Origin of the sequence: Sphingomonas sp. SORGH_AS_0870 (assembly GCF_031453175.1) — a bacterium.
In the GTDB taxonomy this organism is placed as follows: domain Bacteria; phylum Pseudomonadota; class Alphaproteobacteria; order Sphingomonadales; family Sphingomonadaceae; genus Sphingomonas.
Map to the genome: position 1 here is coordinate 2,424,287 of NZ_JAVIYW010000002.1, position 25,562 is coordinate 2,449,848.

A 25,562-nucleotide genomic window follows, 5' to 3' on the forward strand; every position below is an offset into this window, starting at 1 on the left:
GCCCGCGCGCTCAGTTCGTTAAGGCTCCGCTTCGAGCTTACGCCTGCTGGCTGTCCCAGCCTTCCAGGACGATCTTGCCCCGCGTGGTGGTGCTTTCGATGCGGCGGTGCGCCTCGATCAGATTGGCGGCATTGATCGGCGAGAGCGTGTCGGTCGCCGTGGTGCGAATGCGCCCCTCGTCCACCAGTCCGGCCACCGCGTCCAACAGTCGACCCTGCTCGCCGACGTCCGGTGTGTCGAAGAGCGACCGGGTGAACATCAATTCCCAATGGACCGACACCGCCTTGCGCTTGAAAGCGACGATGTCGAGGCTGGCGGGATCGTCGATCAGCGCGAAGCGCCCCTGCGGCGCAATCAACTCGGCGATGTCGGCCAGATGGCGGTCGGTGTGGGTGGTCGAGAAGACGAAGGCGGGCGCGCCGATCTCCAGCGCGCCGATCTGCGGTGCCATCGGCCGGGAATGATCGATGACATGATGCGCGCCGAGGTCGCTCACCCAGTCCTGCGTCTCGGCGCGCGAGGCGGTGGCGATCACGGTCAGGTCGGTGCGGGCCCGCGCGATCTGGATCGCCGCGGAACCGACGCCGCCCGCGCCGCCGATGATCAGGACGGCGCGGGCGCCGCCAGCCGGCAGGTCGTCGACCTTCAACCGGTCGAACAGGGTTTCCCAGGCCGTGATCGCCGTTAGCGGCAACGCCGCCGCCTCCGCGAAGCCGATGCTGCGGGGGCGATGGCCGACGATCCGCTCGTCGACCAGCTGATATTCCGCATTGCTGCCGTCGCGCATCAGGTCGCCCGCATAGAAGACCTCGTCACCCACCTTGAAGCGGGTGGCCTCCGGGCCGACCGCCTCGACCACGCCCGCCGCATCCCAGCCGAGAATGCGCTCGTCACGCCCGTCGAATGGCGCGGCGCCAGTGCGAACCTTCGCGTCGACGGGGTTCACCGAGATGGCCCGAACCGCGACCAGAATGTCGCGCCCGGTCGGAACGGGTCGTGGCAGTTCGACCTCGACAAGGGCTTCGTCCCGGTCAATCGGGCCGGGCTGGCGATAGGCTATGGCGCGCATGGGTCTTGCTCCTTTTGCTGACGCACGCGAGATAGGGACGGTGTCAGCTTATGTCGTAGGCACAAAAAACGCTCATAGTGTCGAAAAGGATACTGCTCCGATGGCGAAAGCCCGTCACTCCCGCCTCGATTGTACCCCAGGTTGTGCCGTCGAGGCGGCGGTGAGCCTGATCGACGGCAAGTGGAAGGCGGTGATCCTCTACCATCTGCAGGACGGACGGACGCGCTTCAACGAGTTGCGCCGCCGTGCCGGTGACGTGACGCCGCGCATGTTGACCAACCAGCTGCGCGAACTGGAGGCCGATGGCCTGATCGAGCGCGAGGTCTTCGCGCAGGTGCCGCCGCGCGTCGAATACAGCCTGTCGGATCGTGGACGATCCCTGTCGCCGATCATCGCGGCGCTGAAGGCTTGGGGCGATGCGAATATGGACCTCTTCGCGCGGCGGTGATTATCCGAATGATGCGTCGGCGACGTTCGCGGCATTGTTCGAACGGCGTCGTGCCCGGATGTACGCCAAGAGATGGGCATGTGGGATAAGCGACGGGTTTCCGACGTTTTTGTACAATATGTTCACATCCTGTTCTGTATGCGTTAAAAGGTGCGCATGGCGGTGCGTAAGATCATTCACGTCGACATGGACGCCTTCTTTGCGTCGGTGGAGCAGCGTGACGATCCGTCGCTGCGCGGCAAGCCGGTTGCAGTCGGCCATGCCGCCGCACGGGGCGTGGTGGCGGCGGCCAGCTACGAGGCGCGCACGTTCGGCGTTCGCTCTGCTTTGCCCTCAGTCACCGCGCTGCGCCGCTGTCCCGACCTGATCTTCGTGCCGCCCCGCTTCGAAGTGTACCGCGACGTCTCGCGCCAGATCCATGAGGTGTTCGTGCGGTACACGGACCTGATCCAGCCCTTGTCGCTCGACGAGGCCTATCTCGACGTCACCGCGAACAAGCGGGGCCTGGAAACCGCATGGCTGACCGCCAAGGCGATCCGCGCTGACATTCTCGCAGAGACCGGCCTGACCGCATCGGCGGGCATCTCGTACAATAAATTCCTGGCCAAGCTCGCCTCGGATCACCGCAAGCCCAACGGCCAATTTGCAGTCACGCCGGACATGGGCGCGGCCTGGGTCGAGACGCTGCCCGTCAGCCGCTTTCACGGCGTCGGACCAGTAACGGCGGAAAAGATGAAGCGGCTGGGGATCGAGACCGGGGCTGATCTGCGCGCCAAGTCGCTGGCGTTCCTGCAGCAGCATTTCGGCAGTTCCGCCGATTGGTATCACGCCATCGCGCGCGGGGAAGACGACCGTCCGGTCAATCCGAACCGCGTGAGAAAGTCGTCGGGGTCGGAAACGACGTTCAACCGCGACCTGACCGAACCCGGGGAGATCGAGGCCGGCGTGCTCAAGATGGCGGACGATGTCTGGGAATGGTGCGAGGGACGGCAAGCCTTCGGCCGCACCGTCACGGTGAAGGTCAAATACGCCGACTTCCATCAGATCACCCGACGCCGCAGCCAGCCCGTGGCGGTCACCAATTGCGAAGGCCTGCGCCGCGCGGCGCTCGACCTGATCCGGTCGGTTCTGCCGACCCAGAAGGGGATACGACTGGTCGGCGTAACGGTATCGAACTTCGTCGAGGCCGGGGCAGCGGCACCGGCCGAATTGCCGATCTTCGCGGATGCGGCGGCGTGATGCTTGACCTCTTTGACGCGCCGCTCCTGCCGGGGCTCGCCACGCGGGCGAACCTGATCACCGCGGACGAGGAGCGCATGCTGATCGACCGGATCGACGCGACCGACCTCGAGCCGTTCCGCTTTCAGGGCTGGACAGGCAAGCGGCTGACAACGTCCTTCGGATGGAGTTACGACTTCGAGGTCGGGCGCCCCAAGGATGCGCCACCGATGCCGGACTGGCTTCTCCCCATCCGCGATAGGGCGGCAAACTTTGCCGGGCTAGCGCCCGAGGCGCTGATCCAGGCGCTGCTCATCCGCTACGACCCCGGTGCCGGAATCGGCTGGCATCGGGACCGACCCATCTACGGCCATGTCCTCGGCATCTCCCTCGGCGAACCGGCGACGATGCGCTTCCGGCAGCGGCGCGCCGACGGCTTCGATCGAGTATCGGTGCCGCTCGACCCGCGTGGCGGCTATCACATGAGCGGACCTGCTCGGCATGAATGGGAGCACAGCATCGCACCGATGGAACGTCCGCGCTGGTCGATTACCTTCCGGAGCCTCGCAGAACATCGTACATAGGTAGGATAGGGCTTACTGCCGTTGTGCTGCTGACCGGCGATCAGGAGCGCTGTGAGCTGCACCCGTCGTCGACGCCGTGAAGCGGCTGAGATCCGCCTACGGCAGGTGTCGACCAGCCTAAGACATTCAACGCCGTTAATGTAAGCGCCGACTTTTGCTGAAACCCGCCATTCGAGTCGCGCAAACCGGCGCGTCGGCTAAGTGCTCTAATTTCCGTCATCAAGACAACCCCGACAATTCTCAAAATCCGTCGCTTGCGCCTGGAAAAGGGCTCTTTGTGATGCCTGAGTCCATTTGGTCGATAGGACTTTCGTTTTTTGCAGACGGCCTATACGGCGGTCGCATCGGTGGAACTCGCACCGATATATTGGCCCGCATCCCTGATCATGGACCTCTGGTCGCTTTAGTCGAAGCATCCAGCACAGACTTTGCAGTCATCGCCGTCCAGATGAGAATAGCATTCATGGTCAACGAGACTCATCTGGCTTTCCCAAATCCACTTCTTAGCTCATCGAGCTAAGGATGCCTTCGCCGCCTCCTCGGCACCGTAGATGGCAGCGTCCAGCAGACGCTCATACACGTCCATTGCCCGTGATCGCGTCGGACCGTCACTCCGTTGCAAGGCGATCGCCACGCAGACCAGATCCTCACCAACGCCCCAGCCCGGTCCGCCGCCAGCCGTGACGACGTCCGCCGCCTTCTCCACGATCGCCAGAACGACATCGTCGAAGCCAGGGTAGAGGAGAAGATCTTGGAGCGCATTGGCGAAGCGATTGTCGAGAGCGGCTCGGAACACTGCGTCGTTCCTGATCATGGATAGCAGGAACTCTCTCGTTCGCGCGTCGCGCAGGAAGCTAGAGCGTCGGTTGACGGCGCGGGCGAGAGCAGTTGCCCATGCACCCGCTGCCGTGGGCAGCGACGCCATAAGCATGTCATGCGCGCCAGATCGAATAATGGGGTCGTTTTCCCGCCACGCCGCGGCGGCACTGAATAGGAGGCCGGTTTCAATCGCCGGGACGGTTCGATCCAGCTGCTCGAACAGCAGGCGGTATCTGACGTTTTCAGGATCGACGAGGTGGCAGGCTGTTAGCAGTTCGCCAGCGGCCTGACGCTCCGCGTCACCTGGACCGATCATCCACCACGCCATCGTCCCGATCAACACGGTGTTGGAAATGCGTTTACGCATCCGCCACCAGAAGCGGATGAGACGGACATCCTTCCAAACCTCGGGGTAGGCACCCCAGAGACGATCGAAAATTCGGGTCACCTGTTCGTCATCAGCCCATAGCAAATATTCTCCACGCCACAGCAAGATTGCCGTCCAGATCGCGGGATCCTCAGGGCGATCGAGATGCCGCTCGAGCGCCGACGCCCAGGCAGTGCAGTCCGGCTTCTCGTGGCAAAGGAGCGCGTTAGAGATCGCGGACAGGATCGTGAAGTTGTCGTTAGGCAACACTTGCATGCCTAGGCCCCCGCCGAACAGGAGAGGCTCGAGGTCGTCGCGAGTGTCGCGGTCGCGCCTGTTGTTCGCTTCGAACTCCAGCCGCCGTTGAATCTGGGCGGAGATTGTGGTCGGGTCAATCTCAATCCAGCTCTCCAGCAATGCAACGATCGCATCATCGAGGCCTTTGAGACTGATCGCCAGCTTTTGAAGCGCATGTGCGGCATCCTGGCGCCAGTCGCACGAGCAGAAGCCGCGTCGATCGAGATCAAGGATTAGGTCGAGGACGGCATGCCGGTCGATCTCGTCGTCTTCGGCAAGCTGTTTGACCAGTTCTCCAGCCGCCTGCTGGTGGCGGTCGCTGGAAAGTCTCAGGGCCAGCGCGATCGCGCGGTCTGGGGCGGCCTTTCCGAAGGCGCCGAAAGCCCTCGCGAGCTCGCGGACGCCTCCGGACCGGCTGATTGGCCGGGTCCACCGATGCTCCCCCGAACCATCGTGGAATTCGTCCAGTTGTCGAAGAATCTCGTCGTCGCTGAGGCCTACCATCTCTTCATGGGTGACGGGTGGCCCGACCCACCCGCCCATGCCGTCGTTATCGTCGTCCGGATCGAGCTGTGGATGAGCCTCTCGCCACTGGGAGATCCCGGCGAGGCGCTCGGCTGCCAGCAGCCTAGGCGGCAGAGCCTCCAACAATGGGAACCGAGCCTCATCGCACCAACGAATTCGACGATCCGCGAGTTCGGGATCGTCTGTCACCACCTCCTGCTCAGTGTAGCAGGACCAGGCCTCGATCGAATCACGAAGCGTCGTCAGCTGAACGTCGTCTAAGGCCGGAGCGACAGCGCGAACCAGTTGTTGCGAATGCCAGCCGTTAATCGAGTCGATCACCCCATCGTGCGTGACGATGACGTGCGAGATCTGGAAACGCCGGGGGTCGGCGAGGAGATAGTCCAGCGCCTCATTTGCAAGTCGGTGGCCCGCCGCAGCGAGACCGATGGCGATCAGTTCGTGCACTTGGTCGATCTCTATAGATGCGTAGGGCTTGAGCAGCGCCCACATCGCATCAGGATACTTCTCTCCCATCAGGGCGATTGCGCGCTGCAGCGCCTCGAGCGGACTGCCCTGTTCGCGGTGGTGCACCCCCGAATTGGGCAGCGAGTGTGATCGCGGATACTGGGAAATCACGGTTTGCTCCGGCCCGATGTCCCGGGTTGCGAGCGCCATGAACCAGGGTATCAGCCTGCGCGCGAGTTCCAAAGGCGCAGCGTCTGCCAAAACATCCAGTTCATAGATGTTCGGGTGATCGCTAGGGCCAATATTCTTGGCTTCGAGCCAGATCGCCACGACCGAAGCCGCATCCTCGAAGCGCTTATCCGCTCTCAGGGTCCGGACCATGTGCGAGATCGAGTGGTCTTCGATCTGCGTGCGATTAAAGATCACGCGTAGCCGCTTCTGAACCTCCAGTCCGACGAAGTCGGCCATCTCGAGGATTTCGAAGACCAGTCGGTCGCGAGCGGGATCGTTCCAATGTCGATCGATCAGTCCGGCGACGTGAACCGCATCGACCCGGACCTCCGCGGCAAGGAGTTGGGCCGCCTGCCAGTGAAAGGCCGCGGTGGTCATCAACGTCGGGAGCTCTCGCCGCAGTCCACCCCGCCACTTGTCCCAGCGAGGGGTGATCTGGCGAAGAGCTCGCGCGGCAAGCGGAATGTCGTTGTGGATCCAGTGCTCCACCCAAGCGATCTCGAAGGGAAGTGGTGCGGCCACGGTCGCGATGATGTCGGCGATCAGATGGAGGATGTGCCGCCGCGTCCTTGCTTCACCAAGCAATGCCGCAAGCGCCGCCTCGTATCCGCGGACATCGCGAACACGGAGCCGTTCCAGGCTCCGCAGGATGCTGGCCCGAATGAAGAGGCTATCCTGACGGGACCACGCGTATTCCGCGAGATCACGCCCCGTGCGGAATGTCTTCGCCTGGAAGTCGTCCAGCCAGGACTGGTGCGAGAAGCCGATCTTGTCGCCCGAGCGGACCACAAGCCCCGCCGCTTCCGCCCGTCGAAGCGCTGCGGCGTGGGTCAAGTCGTAGGCATCGAGCGGGCGCCACAGGGTCTCGGTCGCTACCATCTCCGCGGCGAGTGCCAGGAGGAAGTCGGTCGTCTCCTGACGCTCCGAACCGACGCCGAGTTTGGCCGTGGCTAGCCAGGCTTCGAGTAGGCCCGCAGGCGTCAGATCCTTGGCTTCGCCGATGCGTGACACGATGTCAGCGTAAAGCTTGAGCGCGAATGGGCGTCGCAGTGTCTGACGCAGACCGGCATCGACCGATTCAATTGGAACCTGAAGGTGGGCGAGCATGGCCTCCACCTGATCGTCGCGAAGAAGGTCGAGTCGGAGTGCTTCCGCCTTTAGCTGGCGAAAGCGCGCGTCGTGAGCGGCCTCGAACGGACGCGACGACACGATCACGTGGATCGGCAGCGGCGTGTCGCCGGCGCGCGCGCGCGCGCCCATCCGGTGAACCAGCTGAAGAAGCAGTTGCATCCGGTGCGAATGCAAATCCATGACGTCGCTGACGGCGTCGAGCTGATCCAGCAGCAATGCGACCGGACGCTTGCCCGCAAGCGCCGCGATGCGGTCCTCCAACCCTTCATCCACGCCCAACGCGCGTGCTAGGTCATCCAGGCTTGCAATCGAGGCCGGCAGTTGGTCAGCCTTAATCGCGAAAACGGTGATGCCCTGTTCCTCGAGAGCCGGGGCGACGCGCGCAAGCAGCGCGGATTTGCCGGTTCCTGCCTCTCCGATGAGCAGTGTGCGTCCGGCAGGCTCGTCCTTCACGCGTCTGACCAGACGATCGAAGGCCGGTGTTTCCAGGCGCATCCCGTGTATCTCGCTCGGCCACGCCCGCATCTCTGCGGAGGCGATCGCGGCATCCGCCAGAGCGCGACCGACGTCGACCTTCGACGCTCGGTCAGTAGCGGCGCGCTCTTCCAGCAGCGTCGCTATTCTCGATACTTGGGCCGACATCGTCTCGGTGGTGTTGTAGTGCTGCGCCTCTCGCCAGGCCGTGGCCTCGTAGAGTTCGGACTTCAGCTTCGCCAGGAAAGCCTCGAACGCCCTTACTAGCTGAGGACGATCGGTTTGAAAGACCCGAACGAGCGTCGCGTCGGTCCCTTCGTCGCCACTGAGCTGCTCGACGAACATTTCGATGTAACGCTCCGCAAAAGTCTCAGCATCAATCAGCTTCGATGGGCTTTCGAGAAGCGCGTGCACAAGGGGAAGGACGACCCCCTCGCAGAAGCTCTCCGAGCGAAGATCCTCTCCTAGCGCAGGGACTTCGGCAGCAGCGGCCTCAATCGCGACCGCGCTTGCCGTCGCCAGTTCTTTCTGGGCGGTCCGGTCCTTGATCCGCTTCCAAAGGCCCTTGCCGCCCTCATCGAGGGCCATGTCGCCAATTTTTTCGAGGAGGAAACCGCCTAATGCGGTGGCTGCGGCTGTCAGGATCATTCGACGAAAGGTCGCATCGGCATGGGGGCCGGTCAACGGGTATCGGCTTCTATTTAGGTGCGCTTTAGGCGCAAGCCCGCCTGAGAGCCGCCGGTCGGCGGCCGGCCCAGCTTCTGACGTTCCCAGAGGCCGGTCGGACGAACGTTGAACGTCGGCTTCCGACCGATTGTGTTGAAGAAGTCGGGGTGTGGACCGGAGGCAAGCGGCGGCTGAGTTGCGCTGCACAGGGCTGACCGGCTTAGGCGGGTAGTGGCTGTGCCGGCATCGGGACGAGCTTTGCCATTTTGCGGAGGTTCTGGGCGGTGGCTGCCATATGGAACTCGTCCCTGGCACCGTTTGGACCGCGCAGTCGCAATCGGTCGAGCTTCAGGATGCGTTTGAGGTGCGCGAACAGCATCTCGACCTTCTTTCGCTGGCGCCGCGAGGTGACGTAGGCGTCGGTGGTAGCGATGTCGCGGGCGAGGTCGCGTGCCCCTTCGTGGATCGAGCGGGTAACCTTGCGCGCTGGCATGTTGGGGGTGCAGCGTTCCCGCAAGGCACAGCCGCCGCAGTCCTGCTGTCGCGCGCGATAGCGGATGAAGCCGTCTTGGCCGACATCGCCCCGGGCGGCCGCGAAGTTGCGGTTCCGGGGCTTCAGGCGCTTGCCGCCAGGACAGACGTAGCTGTCGTCGTCATGGTCGTAGGTGAAGACATCTCGCTCGAACGTGCCGTCGCGGCGGGCGGACTTGTCGAACACCGGGATGTGCGGCTGGATGTCGCGCTCGTGGACGAGCCAGGCGAGCATCTCGGCCGTGCCGTAGGCGGTGTCGGCGGCCAGCCGCTCGGGCCAGACGCCGAAGCGGTCCTGCACCCGCGCGATCATGCGCTTGCACGCGGTCACCTCGGCCTGGCGCACGGCGGTGCTCGCTTCCACGTCCATGATGACGGCGTGGTCGAGGTCGATGAGGTAGTTGGTCGAGTAGGCGTAGAAGGCCGGCCCGCGATGCGCGCTGGTCCAGCGCGATGCCGGATCGGCCGGCGCCAGATATTTAGGCACCACCGGTGTCGCGGCGCCGAACGCTGCATCATCGAGAACGGCCAGATACTCGCGCACCGCACGACTGTTGGCGTCTGGCGGCACGCCGTCGCTGCCTGGCCCACCGGTCTGACGATTGGCATCGGCGCGGATCAGGCTTGCATCGACCGCGAACCCTTCGCCACCCACCAGTCCCTCGGCCATGCAGCGTGCGACCGTCGTCTCGAACAACCGGCGCAACAGGTCGCTGTCGCGGAAGCGTCCGTGCCGGTTCTTCGAGAAGGTCGAGTGGTCGGGCACGTCGCCGTCCAGCCCCAACCGGCAGAACCAGCGATAGGCCAGGTTCAGATGCACCTCGTCGCACAGCCGCCGCTCGGACCGGATGCCCATGCAATAGCCGATGATGAGCATCCGGATCATCAACTCCGGATCGATCGAGGGACGACCCGTCTCGCTGTAGAAGGGCTTCAGCTCCTCGCGAATGCCAGACAGGTCCACGAACCGGTCGATCGAGCGCAGCAGATGGTCCGCCGGTACGTGCCGCTCCAGGCTGAAGCTGTAGAACAGCGCTTCCTGCACCACCGCCCGCTCGCCCATCATCGGCCCGTCTCCGCTCACTTGGGCACGATTGAATCAGACCATCAACACGACTGCAAGCCAGCCTTTTTCAACACAATCGCCCAGACCCGGTCGTTCACGGCAGCGGTCACAGAGGTCTGCTCCTGCCAATAGCAGACTTCCGTTGGCCATGATCAAATCATGGTGTCATCATAGTGCCGATGACACTGAAGCACGACCTTCTCGAGAAAGGGTATCTACCCGAGAACCTACCGCCGACTTTCGTGACGGCTGCTATCGGCGCGAACCTTGCGGCTCGCAACGGATGGCTCACCGACGGGAGGCATCCGGTTAGGTCGTCTCCGTTCAACGCGTCCAAACGTGGGATGACACGTCGCGAGTTTTCGTTCGTCCATCCGTCGACGGCACACGATCTTGCGCGCTTTGTCGCCGACCGCGAGGCAGAGCTGACGCAGCACTTCGCGCTTTCGGACTTCAGCCTATCCAAACCCGTCCACAGCCCAGATATGGACAGGGCAGTAACGATCGCATCGCATTCGGAACTGGAAAGCGCTCGGCTATCGCGGCTCGCGCGGTATCGCTTCGTCGCACGGACTGACATCTCGCGATTTTACCACACGATCTACACCCACTCGATTCCTTGGGCCGTACACGGGAGGGCCGCCGCAAAGGCGGACCGCAGTCCCGCCTCCGCGAACTGTTATGCCAACCGTCTCGACCTGATCGTCCGAGCGGGGCAAGACGGCCAGACGGTTGGCGTTCCAGTAGGACCTGACGCGTCAAGATACATCGCGGAGGTGATCGGCACCGCGATCGACCAAGAATTTGTCCGCCGCGGCGGGTACCAGAACTGCGACCTGATACGGCACGTCGACGACGTTTGGATCGGTGCCGACACCCACGCCGCAGCCGAGGAGGCACTGTGGCGTTACAGGGAGGCCATTCGGTTTTTTGAGCTGGATATCAACGAATCTAAGACGGCAATTTATTCCGATAACTTTTCCTTCTCCGACACATGGCCGACTGACATCGCCGCTAAGTTCGAGTTCGCGAGCAATTCGGTTGATCGACGCATTCCAGAGCGACTTCGTGCAGCGCTGGAATACGCTTTCACGATCACCTCGAGAAACAACGACGACGGGGTTCTCAAATACACCCTTCGCTACTTGGATAGGTCGAATCTCGCCGCCGCCCAGTGGCCGGTTGTGGAACCCTTTCTCAAGCGCGCCGCGGTGCATTTCGGTCATTCCATCGACTACGTCGCTCGGATGATAGTCTGGCGCCACTTGGCGTTCCGCGACCTTGTAATTGCCGACTGGTCGCCGATCCTGGGAGCGATACTGGATCGACATGGGCGCCTCGGAAACGATGGTGAGGTGTCGTGGGCTCTTTATGCCGCGATCCGGCTCGGCATCGAGATCCCCATCAGAACGGCCAACTTGATAGTTCAGAACTGCGGGCCCCTTACCGTGATAGCGCTGCTCTCCTGCGTCGAGCAGACGCTTGTCGCGCCCGCCGTATTTGAGGCTGCCGCTGAGATCGTCACGAACGAAACTGGGTCTGGACCCTATTGGCCGTTGCTTCTGGAATGGCGATCTCGACAATGGGCAGGTAACGCAAACCTAACGCTGGGAAACGAACTTATCGAAGATCTCGCTCAGCAGGGTACCACGCTATTCGAACCCAATAGACTTCCGAGCGTCTTCCAAGATCTAGACGAGAACGACTTCGGCTCAGTCGCGTTCGCTATCGAAGAGCGCTCAAGCCAATACGACGACGACAACGACGAGGAGGAAGACGAGGACGAGGATCATCCCTTCTGATTGGCCACTCGTTAAATCATCGCGTATCCCAGCCATCCAGAATCACTTGAATGACCGAGAGGACATGCTGCGAATTTCGAAGCAATTTCGTCTCGGTCGGCAGGATCAGGTGTGGTACAACTTCATAAGTAGAGGTCGGGGGAAATTATGGAATGGAAGGCGCACGGCTACCGGGTGGGTTCTTCAAATGAGACCTTCGACGACATCCCGACGGACGCTGATGAGCTCGATCAGTTCGTCGCGCTGCACCGTCGCCGGATCGAGCCTTGGCTATCTGCGGTTTTTCAGGCCGAGCATCTCAACTTGCTGCTTGGCAGCGGATTCACGACATCTGTCGCGTTCGCTGCGGGGGTAGCCGCAACGGGAATGGATGTGGCCGCTGGCACTTCGGCCCACGCCAAAGCCATCATGGATCATGCTGCCGCCAGCGCCAATAAGATGGGGCGCGGCGAAGCCAATATCGAGGATCAGCTGCGCAGCGCCATCGCTGTGCTCGACGGGCTCGACATCATTGATAAGGATGCTGCGGAATCCGTCCGTGCCGACATCAACTCTGCAATCGAGACCTTTCTCTATTCACTGCTCGCGACCGAACGGGGCATCGCCGACGCCGATAGCGCGCTAGCCTCCGCCATGCTCCAGTCCTTTCTTCTGAGCTTCGCCAGCCGTGCGGCATCACGCGAGCGCCTCCATGTATTTACGACCAATTACGACCGACTGATCGAACGCGGGTGCGACGATGCCGGCCTGCGGATCATTGATCGGTTCGTAGGCACCTTGCGCCCCTTGTTTCGCAACACTCGCATCGAGCTGGACTATCACTATAATCCGCCAGGAATCCGTGGTGAACCGCGTTTCATGGAAGGCGTTGTTCGCCTGACGAAGTTGCATGGTAGTCTCGATTGGCGCTTCGACGAGGCTACGCGGCGCATCTATCGTGCCGAGACCCCCTTTGGTGCGGCGGAGGATCATCCAAGCCTTCCGGATTCTCCCGTCGATACTGTTATGATCTATCCTAATCCGGCGAAAGACGTCGAGACGACCCAATATCCCTATGCAGAGTTGTTTCGAGATTTCGCTTCTGCGACGTGCAGGCCAAATTCCGTCGTCGTCACCTACGGCTATGGCTTTGGTGACGATCACATTAACCGGGTGCTCCTCGACATGCTGTCGGTGCCATCTGCGCATCTCGTTATCATCGCGTTCGATCTCGATGATCGCATCAAGGGGTTCCTAGCGCAGACCCGGCCAGCTCAAGTCAGCCTCCTTGCTGGCCGACATTTCGGGAGCCTTCAGCGTCTGGTCGACGACTATCTGCCAAAGCCCGCGCTCGACTATATCACCGGACGGATGTCGGAGCTCCTGAAGAACCGGGCCTTCACCGAAGGCCCGGTTGTCGTCGCGGCTCCGGCTGCGGATGCGCCGGCTGAACGGGGCGGTGCCGCATGAGCTCTCCTATCGAGCGGTTGTCCGAGCTGGTTATCGGCACGGTCGAGTCCATCTCTTCCGACGAAATCCGCGTCCTTCTCGATCTCGATGCTCCACAATCAACTGCACTCAATACAGGTACGCCGACCAGTTTTCCCCGCCTCAACAGCTATGTTCTGATACCCAATGAGGCCGGCGCGACAGTGGCCTATGTCACTTGGATCGGCATCGAGCGCTCGCCATTTCCAAAACGCTCGGGGCTGAAAGACTTCGGCCTCATCGACCTGCCGTTCCCGCTGCGAAAAATGGCGCTCACTCCGATCGGCACGCTGACCGTGCGCCGCGACCGCCGCGCAGGAACAAGCGTTTACGACCTAAGCCGCGGCGTGGTCGCTTTTCCCTCGGTCGGCGATCAGATCCTCATACCGACGCCCGAGCAGATCGCAGCGATCGTCGGTGCAAAGGACAAGGATCGCCGTGTCCGGATCGGCTCTTCGCCGCTTGCCGCAAACACCTCGATCATGGTCGATCCGGACAAGATTTTTGGGCGTCACGTCGCTGTGCTCGGTAATACCGGCAGCGGCAAGTCCTGCTCGGTTGCAGGTCTAATCCGATGGTCGCTCGACGCCGCGCAAACTGCGCTCACAAATCCGGCTGAAGGGCCGAACGCCCGGTTCATTATTCTCGACCCCAATGGAGAATACGCCAAAGCGTTCGCCGATCGCGCGGACAATGTCCGGCTGTTCCGCGTGCCACCCGTCGATGATCAGAAGGGTGAGCGAGCACTGCGCCTGCCGGCCTGGCTCTGGAACGGCCATGAATGGACGGCGGTGTCATTCGCCCGACCGGGCGCGCAGCGACCGCTGTTGCTCCAGGCCCTTCGTGACCTGAAAAGCGGCAATCTCGCCGGCGTGCCGGCGGCGGCGCTGGTTCGGCGGCACATCTACTCGTACAGGCTGCTGGTCGATGCCTTGCTCGCGCGCGGACCGGCAGCGTTTGCGGGCGATGCCGGGCCACGACGCCAATGCGGCGACCTGATGGACAACATGGCAGCGGATTGCGACGCGATGAGCGCGCGGCTCGACGGAGACCCTGCGGCAACGCTCACCGACATTGCCGCGACCATTCGAGACGTCGCCAACAATCGTCGCGGAAACAACGGTTGGTTCAACAGCTTCGCCGTCGAGGAAATCGAATCCGTTCAGGCTGCCCTGCAATCATTCCTCGATCAGGTCGAGGATGCCTTGGCGGCCGCGCAAATCACCGAGGATGCGCCGATCCCCTTCGACGTGCAGATGTTGCCGGATCACCTCGAGCGGATCGCCGCGACCGAAGGGGGCGGCCTTGCGGGCTTCATCAGCACGCTTGGCATGCGAATCCGGGGAATGATGGCAGATCCCCGGCTTGGGCAGGTTGTCGGCAGCGAACCGCAGATCAGCTTCGATACCTGGCTCGACGACCTGATCGGCAGCAACGCGTCGGCGAACGGTCAGGTGGCGATCATCGATCTTTCACTCGTTCCCTCCGAGGTCATCCATATCGTTGTCGCCGTGCTCGGCCGACTGACCTTCGAAGCATTGCAGCGCTACAGACGGCTGCATCCGGACGGAAAGCCGTTGCCCACGACGCTGGTCCTGGAAGAGGCGCATAGCTTCGTTCGCCGCGGCGGGAACGATGAGGGCGTTCCTGAGAACCCCGCGCAACTCTGCCGCGAGACATTCGAAAAGATCGCGCGCGAAGGACGAAAGTTCGGCCTGGGCCTCATGCTATCCTCCCAGCGACCGTCCGAACTGTCGCCGACCATCCTTGCCCAGTGCAACACCTTCCTGCTTCATCGGATCGTGAATGACCTTGACCAGGCGTTAGTCGCACGGCTTGTTCCGGATAATGTTGCGGGTCTGCTGAAGGAGCTTCCTAGCCTGCCATCGCGTCAGGCCGTGCTTCTCGGTTGGGCGACGCCGATCCCTTTGCTGGTTGAAATGGACGAACTGGCCGAGGAACATCGGCCGCAATCCTCAGACCCTGATTTCTGGGACGTGTGGACCGGTAAGAGTCCGCGCGTGATCGACTGGCCTGCGCTCGTGCAGGACTGGATTGGCGAGCCGCCCGCGTGACCCGAAGCGGGAAGATCGCCAATTTAACTTGGCGATCAAGCGTGAACGTCTTTCGAATTATACGTTCTGACAGCGCACCAGTTTTAGAATGTCACGGAGCAGCACGCGCTGCTAGCTCAGCATATGACCTCGTCGCCAGCGGCCGACGAGCTGATCTGTCTCTCGGATTTCGAAACCAAGCTTAGCGAACGTCCGCTTCCTGTGCCGGGTAACGGAAGGCTTCCAGTCCGCCCCCCGGCCCAGTTTATGTTGTACTGCGATGCCGGGCGGTCGGCCGCTGAACGACCGCTTCTGACAAAAGGCGCCGTTCAACATGTCGCGTGCGAACGTCGGGAATGTCCCACGAACGACCGGCGGCAGTCGACCAAAGCCTGTGGTTCAATCCACCTCCAACCAACGTCCGTTATTGACGACAGCTGCCGGTTGCACGGTTCAAAGCGCGTCCGCGACACGCCCTATTTTCGGTCGCCCGCGAGGCCGACCCTTCAGCTTGAAAACCGTCATTCCGTCAGGCCGTAGTATAGGCTAGATTCACGAGATGACTGTTCCAAAACGTCATCATTACGTCCCACAGATGATATTGAACGGCTTCACCGATGCTGATGGATGGCTGCATTGGTGTCGCCATCGAGAAGCGTCAGACAAAGTCCATCGCGCTCGCCCCGCCGAAGTCTTCCACAAAAACCACCTATACAGCACCTTGTCGGCATCGGGCATTAAGGATCCCGCGATGGAGCGGGCACTGGCAGCGCTCGAAAGTGAAGCAGTCGGGGTTATTCAGGCCATTCTTGAATCGGTCCGACAGGGCGAGGTTCCGATTTTGAGCAAAGCACAGACGCAGCTCTGGTACATGTTCTTTTTGATGCAATGGCGGCGGACGCCGGAGGCACAGCTCAGTTGCACCAGCGATGCCGAAGCAAGCCGTATGATGGACGACATTCTGGACGAGTTGCGGATCGTCGCACCCCATCGTCTGGATGAAATCGCCGCGTTCGGAACGCCCGAAGCCAAAGCGCGCACGATCCGCAACGTGCGTGTGCAATCGCTGATTGGCCTGCGCGCCAACGTCATGGGTGTGCTCGAGAGACGTGGCATTGGAATCATTCGGATAACCCGGCCGAACAAGCAGTTCATTATCGGCAGCCGCCCGGTCGTGAAGCTGACCAGCCCCGGCCAGACCGACCTTAACGATCCCAAGGTTGAGATGTGGCTTCCGATCGCGGCAGACGTTGCTGTCGGAGTTGGGCAAGGCGATGGCGGCATTTCCCTGTTCCATACCCAGAGCGACAGCCCCATTCGCCAGCTCAACCTTGCAATCGCCAAGCAAAGCGGGATGATCGCAGCTGGATCGCCGACATTGGTACGGTCGATCGCCAATGCTCGGTAAACGAACTTCGCTCGCTGCTGACCGACTCAAAATCAAGCACTTTTGCCCGCAGATACACGGTTCTGCGGCTTGCGCCGCGTCAGATCGAGTACGACAATAGACAGCCGCAGGGCCGCGTCGTCTGCCAGTTGCGTGCGTAGCATTGCCGCCAACTCGCTTGGCGATTGCGGTCGTACGCCCTCTAGCGGCACCGGGATTCGAGTGCCATCCGATGTGAATACTCCGAACCAGAATATTAGGTAGATGCCGTGACCACATGCCATGTAATCGGCCGACGCGTAAAGGCGATCAAGCTGGGCCGTGCAGGCGCTCCAGATGGCTGGGTTCCAGGCAAGCTTGGCCTCAAGCGGGATGCGCACTTCGCCTAATCGAAAGCCAGCATCCGCCCGCTTGCCGTGTGGCATTCGCTCCTCCGGCGCCCAGACGATACCAAAGGGCAGCGTTGGGCCCAGCAAATCGAGTAGCGTGTTCCGACATCGCTCCTCGTTCTTCGGAATATTTCCGTCGTAGAAGAGGTCGGCTGTATCGGTGGCAGCCCCAGCGATACGCGCCTGTAAATCCGCGATGGCGTCAAGCGCAATTGCCTTAACGTCCACCGGCGCTAATGGTGCGGCCTCTCGGACCGCAGCAGCAATCGCTGGCACGCCGGGCGAAACGTAATCCGCCTCGGCCGCCTTGGTGCGCTGCTTCGCTCTCGCAGCTCTTAGGCTTTCAGCATAGCTTTCGCTCCCGACCTCAACCAGTCGGTGAAGTATCTGCAACGCGCCAGCACTGGTGTCGTCAGCGAGGCGGAACAGCACTGCGCGGAGAAAATCGCCAGCGTCCCAGGGATGCCGAGAGCCGGTCGTCGTGCCGCGAGGCCGATCCACCTCGGGCCACCGCGCTTCGAATTGTGAAAAGATCCAAGCGAGGCGATCGGGCGGCAACACCCGGATGCGCCCACTATCGAAGCGGTGGTGACCAACGGCTTTTTGGAGCGCCCACAGGAACTCTGGCGCCTGTGCTGCCACTTCCAGCGTTTCACGGGCGCCTTCAAAGTCACGCAGAATACGGAGCGCCTGCCAATATGGCGTGCGATCCTCGCCAGAGGCACGAGGAGGCGCACATTCGATTAGGCGATCCACACATTCATTCGCCTGCGCCTGATATGGCTGCGGCACTTCTAGAAGGGCGTCGACAAGAGCCTCTAGGTCAATGGCATGGGATCCGGCGATTGGCTCGAACCATTCGAGCAGCAGTGACGCGCGAAGCGCAGCATGTACCCTACCGCCGAAAAGATAGTGCGTACCACGAAAATAGCCGTCATTCGCGTTGAGTTGTGGTTCGATCATCGCACGCAGAAAGCGCTCGAACCGCACAGCGTTCGCAAGAGCATAATTTTCGAGCGCTTCGCTAAATCCTTTCAGATGCTTATCGACGATGTTCATGACGAGCCGATGTGCGATCAGTGCTGCCAGCAGATGGTCTTCGCTGACCCCAGTAAATCCGCGCCCGTCCAGATGCCGCTGCGCGAGACCCGCCACGAGCGGCCAGATAGAGTCATGGCTGTCGTCTCGATCGAGAACACGCGCAGCAAGATCATGAAGCGTCCCATCGAAATGGCATTGCAGGGAAGCTTCAAACCCGGCCAGTACGTCTTCTCGCAAATCGTCACCAATCCATGCACCGATCCGTTCTGCAGGAGGGTGATCGCGGCCGCCGAACTTGCTATAGCCGAGAAAGCACAGCGCAAGCGGACCGGCCGGTCCTTTCCCTGCCAACAACTGCTCGCGCTTGGCGAGAACAAACTTTCGCGCGGCGCGTTTTTTTCTTTCACGCCTGCGCTCGCCTGCTCGCTCTTGAGCCGCAAACTTAGCCATGAGTTTGCGCGTCTCAGCGCTTTCCTCACACGGCGCGGGGTGCAGAACGGCTAACAACGAAGCGTCATCGGCAGCGTAGGTTTTCGCGTAAGCTGCCATGTCGGGCGTCCAATCGCCTTGGCTGTTCCAGCCGCGAACCAGCCTTTCGAACAAATCCTGCGCAAATGCATCGCGCCTGCCCTCACGGGTCAACCGCTCGAACATCGCGATGACATCCGCGTCCTGAAAATACAGACCATGCGAAATATGCCCGAGGTGCCAGCCTTTCCGCTCACGCGCCGCCGCGCCATCAGGAGTTAGATATATTATCTCCTGGATCGCCTGACGTAGCGTCGCGTTGCTAGCGAGCCAGGCGGCAATCACGGCGCGCGGGCCTGGCTCTGCCGCAGGATAATCGCTGAAAGCGTCGAGCCAGCGCCAAAGCCGGGTCGGGTCCGGCGTTTCTCCAGGAATTTGCCGCGCAAGCAACGTCCAGACGAGGTGGCCAAAACCGCGATCATGGTGAACCAGCTCGGCCCCGCGTTGCCCCGGCGCGAAATGCGTCGCCAGCGCATCGAGCAAGCCCGCGCATCGCTCCATGGGCATCGCCTGTGAGAGCGACCAATAATCATCCGAACGGCCGAGACGCCGCCGTCCTGCCTCGTCCGTGAAGCCGCCATAGCCCGCAAGAACGATCTCGGCGATCGCCGCATCGCTGAATCGGCCGACTCCGATAATTGCTAGCGCCTCATCGGCGAGCCGAGGCGCCTCGATATCCCCCTTGGTACAGAGCTGGCAAAACAGTGCCGGCCAATCGACGCTGTTCGATGTCCAGTCAGCGAGGATGCAAACGGCGTCATGCCGTTCCGAATAGGTGCGGTCGGGATCGACAATGATAGCGAGAAGCGTCTCGCGCATCTCCGACACACAGGCCCCGCCCTGCAACAGGTTCAGCGCCAGCGAACGTAGGTGAAAACTGCTACGTGGATTATTGAGCAGCTCACTCAGTCGTGAACCAAGGCCTTGCTGCACCAGACCAGCGATAGAGAAGCGCTGCCAGTCACCGCCACGGAACCAAGGGTTCTCTTCGCCATATGCGGCCAGACTGTCCCACACAAACTCCGCCATCTGTACCGAAATCGCGCCAAGATTACCGTAGCGCATAACCCCATAAGGATCTGTGGCAATCACGGTATCCGCAAAATGCGGCGATGCGTGCGCCAGCCAAGCATGCAAGCCGCGCAGTGATGCTGGCACCCGGCCACCAATATAGATTAACGCCAGCAAGCGTTTGACGAGCCGCGCCGGATCAGTACTGGCATCAACCACACGCCCAAGCCAGCGCGCACCGAGATATTCGGCGACCGTGCGATGGCAATCTTTAAAACTATCGACTTCGCCGGCTGTCCGGAACAGCCGGCTCATCAGCACCGTCGAGACAGACTCGGCAAACGGCAGCGTTGCGAGAGAAGCTGCGTGCAGGAACGGCGCTGGTGTCTGAGCTTGCAAGCCCACGAACACCCCCTCTTTGCCGCCGAGCAGCAACATCGCCATTGCAGCACCCGCCGCATCCATCGCCATCGCTGGATCGAGGCGATTGAGCTCTGATTGTACATGCTTGTCGTTGTGCTCGGCGAGCATCTTGCGTGCTGCACGATCGAACAGATCCGCTCGGCTGTCCGGTATGCCGCCATCGGCGGCTTCGATCAGTAATTTCAGGCTCTGCGGGTTGGAGAGCAGCGTTATTAGGCCATGGTGGTGCAAAGCGGCATGGAACTGCTGCGCCTGTTTTACGCCGAGTTCACCCTCCATCAGCGCCACGCTCTCCGCTAAGCTGAGCGGCTCGAGGGTCAGGATCTTTGCTGCACGGCCATAATCGTCGGCGATGGCCTGTGCGCGGCCGCTCCCTCGCCACTCAGCCGCCCGGCAGCTGAGCACAAAGTCTGGCCACCCCGCTTCCCCAAGCCGTGCTAGAACCCATTCGAGCGGATCACCCTCTTTGCCGGCACTGACCTCGTCCAGCGCGTCGAGCAACAGCACACCCTGCGGCAACGCAGAGATTGGCCGGCGTAAAAACTGCGCAGCCGTGAGATAGGAGTAGCCTCTTTCGGTTGACAGCGCGCGCAGCAATTCCGACTTTCCCATGCCGGGATCGCCAAGAATGACGACGGGTAGAGGCTGGTTGCCAAGGGCAGCCTCTGGCACGATCACGCGCCCGCCTTCCTTATCATAGTAGCTGAGCTGGCGAGGAATATAGGTCGTCATATCAGCCAGTCATGCAGCCGCGGTTAGAAGCTCAGCGTTAGGCAGTCTAATGTGTACATACGCGCGATCAAGATTGCTGTGGTTCGCCAGCCTGATAAGCTGGCACGTTAGACCGACGCTGCGTCCGCCGCGCAGGAATGTCGGCTATACTGATTTTCCTGCGGAAAGTTACCAGTCCGCTGACGCCCCACTTCAGTCATAGCGCGCCGCCGCGCGGGCAAACGCTGAACTTCGGCTTCCGGCAAGAGCTGACGCGCAAGTTGCAGCATTGGAACGACGATTTTGTCCCAAAATCGGCCACGTCGAGGGGAATACGATGATCGGGATCTACCGCTGGCCTGCTCGGGCATCACACCTCGAACAACGCCTCGGGGCATGTCGCAAAGCTATAGCTGACCCGCGATCCGCGATCCGCGAAGGTCGTCAAGCACGACTATGGCTTGAGGTATCGCCAAGTCGACAAGCCCGTTTGATGGCCTTGCCACGCTGTACCCCCTGTTGTACCCCTCGCTGTGCAACCCGCCGACAGACGGGTTGAGCGTCGACGCAAAATCAATAGCTTAGCGCGCGGTAAAATTAGGTCAGGAATCCTGTCTCCCCGACCATTTTCAAAAATCTCAGTTTTCAGTCCTTACCTGATGGCCGGGTCGACGCTCTACGTAGCACATTTACGTAGCAGTCCCAAAAGTCGCTCATCCCGGTCTCCTCGCGAATCCTGAATCAGATCGCGACGCTCACATCGATGGGGCCTAACCCTCAGCGTCTGCCGCGACGACAGTTGTCCGCGCGGCTAGGTCACACCGAAACATTGCCCGGCGTGTAGGGGGGCTTTCTTGTCGACCCAATGCGCGCTGACTGCGGCTGGTTGCTTAGAGCGCGTCGTCAGGGCCGCTCGCGTTGGTGGTCTGCTCCAGATTACAAGCAGAAGTGATGGAGATATGGCGCAGGCGCCAATGGCTCTGCGTCGTGCGAAAGGCGAACCAGCCTTGCCGATAGGGCGCCGCGTCGCGATAGGTGAAGAGCAGGCGGCCATCGCGCGTCACGGAAATCCCTCCGTGATCGGCGGTGAGCACGATCTGGGTCCAGCGATTGGGGTATAGCAGGTCGCGCGAGCGGGTGGGCGCACGCTCCCCGATCAGCGGACGGTTGCCGGGCTGACCCACATAACGCCGCATCCGAACGGTCGTATTCCGATTGCCACCGATGCCGACATAATAGGTAGCCAGGGCATCATAATCCTCGAACCTGCCATGGCGACCGGCGGCCAATACCGAACCGTCCGCGACGGCGGGGTCGGTTGCCATCCAGAAGGCGTTGAGGTCGCTCACCTGATCGTTGGGCCCGCCCGCCGCGACGGCCTTTGCCTCGAACGCGATGCGAACCGGCATCGCCAGACGGCGGGCGTACCACAGGGTCAAACCGCGCGCCGTGTCGATCTCGATTCCGTCTCCACCGAGGAAGGTGACACGCGCCGCCGGGTCCTCCGCCTCGATCCGCCATGCGGACGGCGGCGGCGTTCGGGCCCGAACACAGGCGGCAGACGCGCTCTTCGCGAGCAGCGCAAGACCGACCAGCCCGGCTGCGATCAGAACCACCCGCATATTTACAGTTTCAGCTGCGCGCCAAGGAACACGCGCCGTCCGACATCGGTGAATTCGATCGGCCGCGCATCGTCGATATAGGATCGCGTCAACTGATTGGTCAGGTTCAGCGCCTCGACAAAGACCGAATAATGGGCGCCCAGGCGAAGCTGTACCTTGGCATCGACATAGGTTTCGCCGCGTCGGTACACGGGGCTGTTGCCGTTGTTCGCGCTGGCTGCCTGATAAAGCCAACTGCTCCGCCGGTTGTAATTGATCCGGGCGTTGAGCCAGTCGCGGTCGAAGAAGATGCTGGCATTGTAGGTGAATTTGGACAGTCCGGGGAACTCGGCCAGCGGCTCGCCCGTCGCCTGATTGGTGAGGCCGCTGTTGATCGAGCGGCTATAGGTGATGTTGCCGCTGAGCCCGAACCCCGTCAAATGGCGCGGGCAGGAAGCCGAGCACGGTCTGGGCGCTCGCCTCGATCCCGTCGAGCTTCGCGCCGAAGCCGTTGAGCGGCTGGCGGACCGTGTACAGCGTGCCGTCGCGAAAAAGGTCCACGCCCGACACCGTCGCGGCGGGCAGCACGAAGCTCTGGATGTCCTTGTAGTAATAGCCGATACTGATCGCGGTATCGCGGTTGGGATACCAGGCGGCGTTCAACTCATACTGGTCGGCACGATAAGGTTTCAGATAGGGATTGCCTGCCGAGCAGGTGTCCTCACCCGCGATCGTATCCGCCGTGTCGATCACGCAGTTGATCGCGGGGGAAAGATCGCTGGGCTTGGGCCGTGCCAGGTTCTTGGCATAGCCCAGTCGGATGAAAAGGTCGGGCCGTACTTCCAGCGCGGCATTCGCGGCGGGCAACCAGTCATGATAGCGATTTTGCAGCGTGATCTGCTGAACCGCGACCGTCGCGGTTTCGATCACCGCCGGGATGGTGCCGACCCCGGTTCCCGGGCGTACGCGATTCTCGCGGCGCGTGTTGCTGCTGACCGAACGGTCGCGTGTCGCCGTATAGCGCACCCCGACATTGCCCGTCAGCGGCATGCCGAACAGGCGTGTATCGATATCGGCCTTCAGATAGCCCGCGACGATACGCTCGTTGATGACGTAATCGGGAATTTGGGGAAGGCCGTCCGCAAAGCGCACGCGATCCTGGTTGAAGCCCGACAGGTCATAGTAACGCGACAGATTGGCATAGTCGAACAATGGAATGGCCAGTCTCTGCGGCGCCCCCTCCGCTCCTGAAATCCCGGTGAACAGCGGCGCTCCGCCGGTCACCCCGCTATTGGCCGCGAGGAACTGCTGATACTGCGCCGCGGTCAGGTAATAGGTGTTGGCCGCCGCTCCGCCCGCAGGAACCGGGCCGATCACGGTCGTATAGGATATGTTGTTGTTATACTGGTAGATGGCGGGCGATGCGGCGATCCCGGCAGACGGAACCGCGGTCACGGCGGCCCTCAGCAGGCGGGCGCCGCCCGCCCCGTAGGATACCAGATCCTGGTTCCGAAACTGACCACCAAAGGCGATGGCCTTGAGCGGCCCCCAGTTGACGGCATAGGTCGCATCCAGCTTCAACTGGTCTTCCGAGGCATCGTTCTGGCCGGGGCGATATTGCAGCACGGGGCCCGTCTGGTTGAGCAACTGCCCATTCGCGCCGCGCCGTGTGGCGTCGGCATAGCTGGATATGTCGGCGGGATCGAACGCCGCCGGAAACTGAAGGATGGGCAGGCCGTCGGGGTTGCGCCGGTCGATCGTGATACCCGGTACGCCCGTGGTGATCCCCACCAGGTTCGTCTCATCGATCCGCGACGCCCTGGAGGTCGAGGCCAGGCCGATCAGGTGAAGCCGGTCCAGATCCCATTCGAACCCGGTCTGGAGATAGCGGCTTTCCTCGTCGTAGCGAAAGTCGCGGCGCTGCACCCCGACGATGCCGTTCGCGCCACGATAATTGGCGGTCGCGCCGTCGGTGGCGGCATTTACGCCGTTCAGCGCGGTCAGCACGCTGGTCAATACGTGGTTCTCGGTCGTGACCGTTCCCACCGTCGGACGCGGACGGGAAGCGCCGCCAGCGGCGTTGGTCGCCAGCGGCGCGTCCAGGTTATAGCGCGTCAGGTCCAGGGTCCTGCCGGTCCCGCTGCTCAGATTGACGGTGTAGTTGGTGTCGCGCATCCGTTGGTTGCGCCAGTTGAGCTGCGCCTGGGTCCAGATCGTGAAGTTATCGGCGACGCGATATTGCAACTGCCCGTCGAACGAGGTCCGGGCGTCGAATCGGTCCAGCACCCGGTATCGTGCGGAGTTGGGAGCCCAGTCGAAGAACTGGGTCTCGCACGCCAGCCGTGCGGCGGTGGCCTTGGCGGCGGATCCGCCCGTCGTGCCCGCGCAGCTTTCATAGGTCGAATAGGCTGCATAGTCCGGGTCGGCGACGGTCTTTTCACTCGACCGATCGAGATCGAAATACCGCCGCCAGTCGGTATTCGCGATGGAGTCGCCGCGCGTATCGACCTGACTGTGCGTCACGTTGAGCAACACGCCCAGTCGACCATCCAGCAGGTCGGCGCGGCCCGCGGTAAGATTGACGCGCGGGCGCCATTTCTGCGCCAGGTTCAGCCGCTGCGCTTCGCCCTTGATGCTGAAGATGGGCTTGAGCAGTTCGAGCGGACGACGGGTCTCGACGCGCACCGTCCCGCCGATACCCCCCTCGGTCAGATCGACCGTATAGCCCTTATAGACATCGATCGACTTGACCAGTTCGACCGCCAGTTCGCGAAAGTCGCCGCTCCGCTCGCCGCCGGCGCTCTGCTGGCTGACGCCGTTGATCTCGATGCGGTTCAGATCGGGCTCGACGCCGCGGATCGACACTTTGCTGCCCTCGCCGAAGTCGCGCTGCAACTGCACGCCGGTGATCCGGGCCAGCGCCTCGCCGACATTCTTGTCGGGAAAGCTGGCTATGTCGTCGGCGACGATCGAATCGACCACCGTATCCGCCTGCTTCTTGCGCGCAATCGCCGAACGTAGCGAGGCCCGCGTCCCGACGACCGTGATGTCGGCTGCGGTGGCCAGGGGATCGGTCGGAGAAATCTGATCATCGGCGGGGGCCGCCAAACGCCCTTTTTGCTGTGCGAGCCCCGGTTGCGCCATCGCGATCAGCGCCGCACCGGACATGGCGAATTGCACCGCTCGACGGCGGCCGATGACCAACGACATTATGATACCCCCTTATTCAGATGGGAGTTAGGTAGAAAAGCAGTCAGCGGTCCCGCGACAAAGTT

The 25,562-nt window shown here is 61.9% G+C and carries 14 protein-coding genes; 7 read left to right on the forward strand and 7 right to left on the reverse strand.

Translation table 11 applies throughout. The annotated features are described in order from the left end of the window. Window positions 1-37: 37 nt before the first annotated feature. Window positions 38-1,069, reverse strand: coding sequence for a zinc-binding alcohol dehydrogenase family protein (locus QE363_RS11390; RefSeq protein WP_309695294.1), 1,032 nt, complete (start codon window positions 1,067-1,069; stop codon window positions 38-40). A 160-nt stretch (window positions 1,070-1,229) separates the two neighbouring features. Here QE363_RS11390 and QE363_RS11395 point away from each other — a divergent pair, with 160 nt between their 5' ends. The 3 genes from QE363_RS11395 (at window position 1,230) to QE363_RS11405 (ending at window position 3,319) form a co-directional block, all read left to right on the forward strand. After that, the gene (locus QE363_RS11395; RefSeq protein ID WP_309695296.1) at window positions 1,230-1,517 is read left to right on the forward strand and encodes a winged helix-turn-helix transcriptional regulator; all 288 of its coding nucleotides are present in this window, start codon (window positions 1,230-1,232) and stop codon (window positions 1,515-1,517) included. A gap of 156 nt (window positions 1,518-1,673) precedes the next feature. Beyond that, complete coding sequence (gene dinB / locus QE363_RS11400; RefSeq protein ID WP_309695298.1) at window positions 1,674-2,756, forward strand: DNA polymerase IV; 1,083 nt, start codon at window positions 1,674-1,676, stop codon at window positions 2,754-2,756. Beyond that, window positions 2,756-3,319, forward strand: a complete 564-nt coding sequence (locus tag QE363_RS11405; protein ID WP_309695300.1) for an alpha-ketoglutarate-dependent dioxygenase AlkB — start codon at window positions 2,756-2,758, stop codon at window positions 3,317-3,319. The genes dinB and QE363_RS11405 overlap by 1 nt, the downstream gene beginning before the upstream one ends. Before the next feature lie 508 nt (window positions 3,320-3,827). On the opposite strand, the gene QE363_RS11410 is transcribed toward QE363_RS11405, so the two are convergent. Both QE363_RS11410 and QE363_RS11415 read right to left on the reverse strand, forming a co-directional pair. Continuing rightward, on the reverse strand, window positions 3,828-8,294 hold the full coding sequence (locus QE363_RS11410) for an ATP-binding protein (protein WP_309695302.1): 4,467 nt from the start codon (window positions 8,292-8,294) through the stop codon (window positions 3,828-3,830). A 202-nt stretch (window positions 8,295-8,496) separates the two neighbouring features. Then, complete coding sequence (locus QE363_RS11415; protein ID WP_309695304.1) at window positions 8,497-9,873, reverse strand: IS1182 family transposase; 1,377 nt, start codon at window positions 9,871-9,873, stop codon at window positions 8,497-8,499. A 179-nt stretch (window positions 9,874-10,052) separates the two neighbouring features. Here QE363_RS11415 and QE363_RS11420 point away from each other — a divergent pair, with 179 nt between their 5' ends. From QE363_RS11420 to QE363_RS11435, 4 genes are all read left to right on the forward strand, one after another. Continuing rightward, the gene (locus QE363_RS11420) at window positions 10,053-11,675 is read left to right on the forward strand and encodes an RNA-directed DNA polymerase (RefSeq protein ID WP_405053221.1); all 1,623 of its coding nucleotides are present in this window, start codon (window positions 10,053-10,055) and stop codon (window positions 11,673-11,675) included. Window positions 11,676-11,822: 147 nt separating this feature from the next. Then, window positions 11,823-13,124 carry an SIR2 family protein gene (locus tag QE363_RS11425; RefSeq protein WP_309695308.1) on the forward strand — a complete coding sequence of 434 codons (1,302 nt, stop codon included), beginning with the start codon at window positions 11,823-11,825 and terminating at the stop codon, window positions 13,122-13,124. Beyond that, complete coding sequence (locus QE363_RS11430; protein ID WP_309695310.1) at window positions 13,121-15,217, forward strand: helicase HerA domain-containing protein; 2,097 nt, start codon at window positions 13,121-13,123, stop codon at window positions 15,215-15,217. The genes QE363_RS11425 and QE363_RS11430 overlap by 4 nt, the downstream gene beginning before the upstream one ends. Window positions 15,218-15,755: 538 nt before the next feature. After that, a complete protein-coding gene (locus tag QE363_RS11435; protein WP_309695312.1) occupies window positions 15,756-16,604 on the forward strand; it encodes a DUF4238 domain-containing protein in 849 nt (282 codons plus the stop codon). Window positions 16,605-16,636: 32 nt separating this feature from the next. Here the strand turns inward: QE363_RS11435 and QE363_RS11440 are convergent, their stop codons facing one another. The 4 genes from QE363_RS11440 to QE363_RS11455 form a co-directional block, all read right to left on the reverse strand. Further along, window positions 16,637-20,707, reverse strand: a complete 4,071-nt coding sequence (locus QE363_RS11440) for a hypothetical protein (protein ID WP_309695316.1) — start codon at window positions 20,705-20,707, stop codon at window positions 16,637-16,639. A gap of 869 nt (window positions 20,708-21,576) precedes the next feature. Then, on the reverse strand, window positions 21,577-22,308 hold the full coding sequence (locus tag QE363_RS11445) for a DUF6250 domain-containing protein (RefSeq protein ID WP_309695318.1): 732 nt from the start codon (window positions 22,306-22,308) through the stop codon (window positions 21,577-21,579). 2 nt (window positions 22,309-22,310) lie between these two features. Beyond that, window positions 22,311-22,727 carry a TonB-dependent receptor gene (locus tag QE363_RS11450; RefSeq protein ID WP_309695319.1) on the reverse strand — a complete coding sequence of 139 codons (417 nt, stop codon included), beginning with the start codon at window positions 22,725-22,727 and terminating at the stop codon, window positions 22,311-22,313. Next, window positions 22,690-25,497: a TonB-dependent receptor gene (locus QE363_RS11455; RefSeq protein ID WP_309695321.1), complete on the reverse strand. Its 2,808-nt coding sequence runs from the start codon at window positions 25,495-25,497 to the stop codon at window positions 22,690-22,692. The genes QE363_RS11450 and QE363_RS11455 overlap by 38 nt, the downstream gene beginning before the upstream one ends. Window positions 25,498-25,562 lie beyond the last annotated feature (65 nt).

Bases quoted from the DNA above. Each gene is read 5' to 3' on its own strand.
- QE363_RS11390 (WP_309695294.1), bottom strand. From the start codon at position 1,069: ATGCGCGCCATAGCCTATCGCCAGCCCGGCCCGATTGACCGGGACGAA.
- dinB (WP_309695298.1), top strand. From the start codon at position 1,674: ATGGCGGTGCGTAAGATCATTCACGTCGACATGGACGCCTTCTTTGCG.
- QE363_RS11405 (WP_309695300.1), top strand. From the start codon at position 2,756: ATGCTTGACCTCTTTGACGCGCCGCTCCTGCCGGGGCTCGCCACGCGG.
- QE363_RS11415 (WP_309695304.1), bottom strand. From the start codon at position 9,873: ATGATGGGCGAGCGGGCGGTGGTGCAGGAAGCGCTGTTCTACAGCTTC.
- QE363_RS11420 (WP_405053221.1), top strand. From the start codon at position 10,053: ATGACACTGAAGCACGACCTTCTCGAGAAAGGGTATCTACCCGAGAAC.
- QE363_RS11425 (WP_309695308.1), top strand. From the start codon at position 11,823: ATGGAATGGAAGGCGCACGGCTACCGGGTGGGTTCTTCAAATGAGACC.
- QE363_RS11430 (WP_309695310.1), top strand. From the start codon at position 13,121: ATGAGCTCTCCTATCGAGCGGTTGTCCGAGCTGGTTATCGGCACGGTC.
- QE363_RS11435 (WP_309695312.1), top strand. From the start codon at position 15,756: ATGACTGTTCCAAAACGTCATCATTACGTCCCACAGATGATATTGAAC.
- QE363_RS11440 (WP_309695316.1), bottom strand. From the start codon at position 20,707: ATGACGACCTATATTCCTCGCCAGCTCAGCTACTATGATAAGGAAGGC.
- QE363_RS11445 (WP_309695318.1), bottom strand. From the start codon at position 22,308: ATGCGGGTGGTTCTGATCGCAGCCGGGCTGGTCGGTCTTGCGCTGCTC.
- QE363_RS11455 (WP_309695321.1), bottom strand. From the start codon at position 25,497: ATGTCGTTGGTCATCGGCCGCCGTCGAGCGGTGCAATTCGCCATGTCC.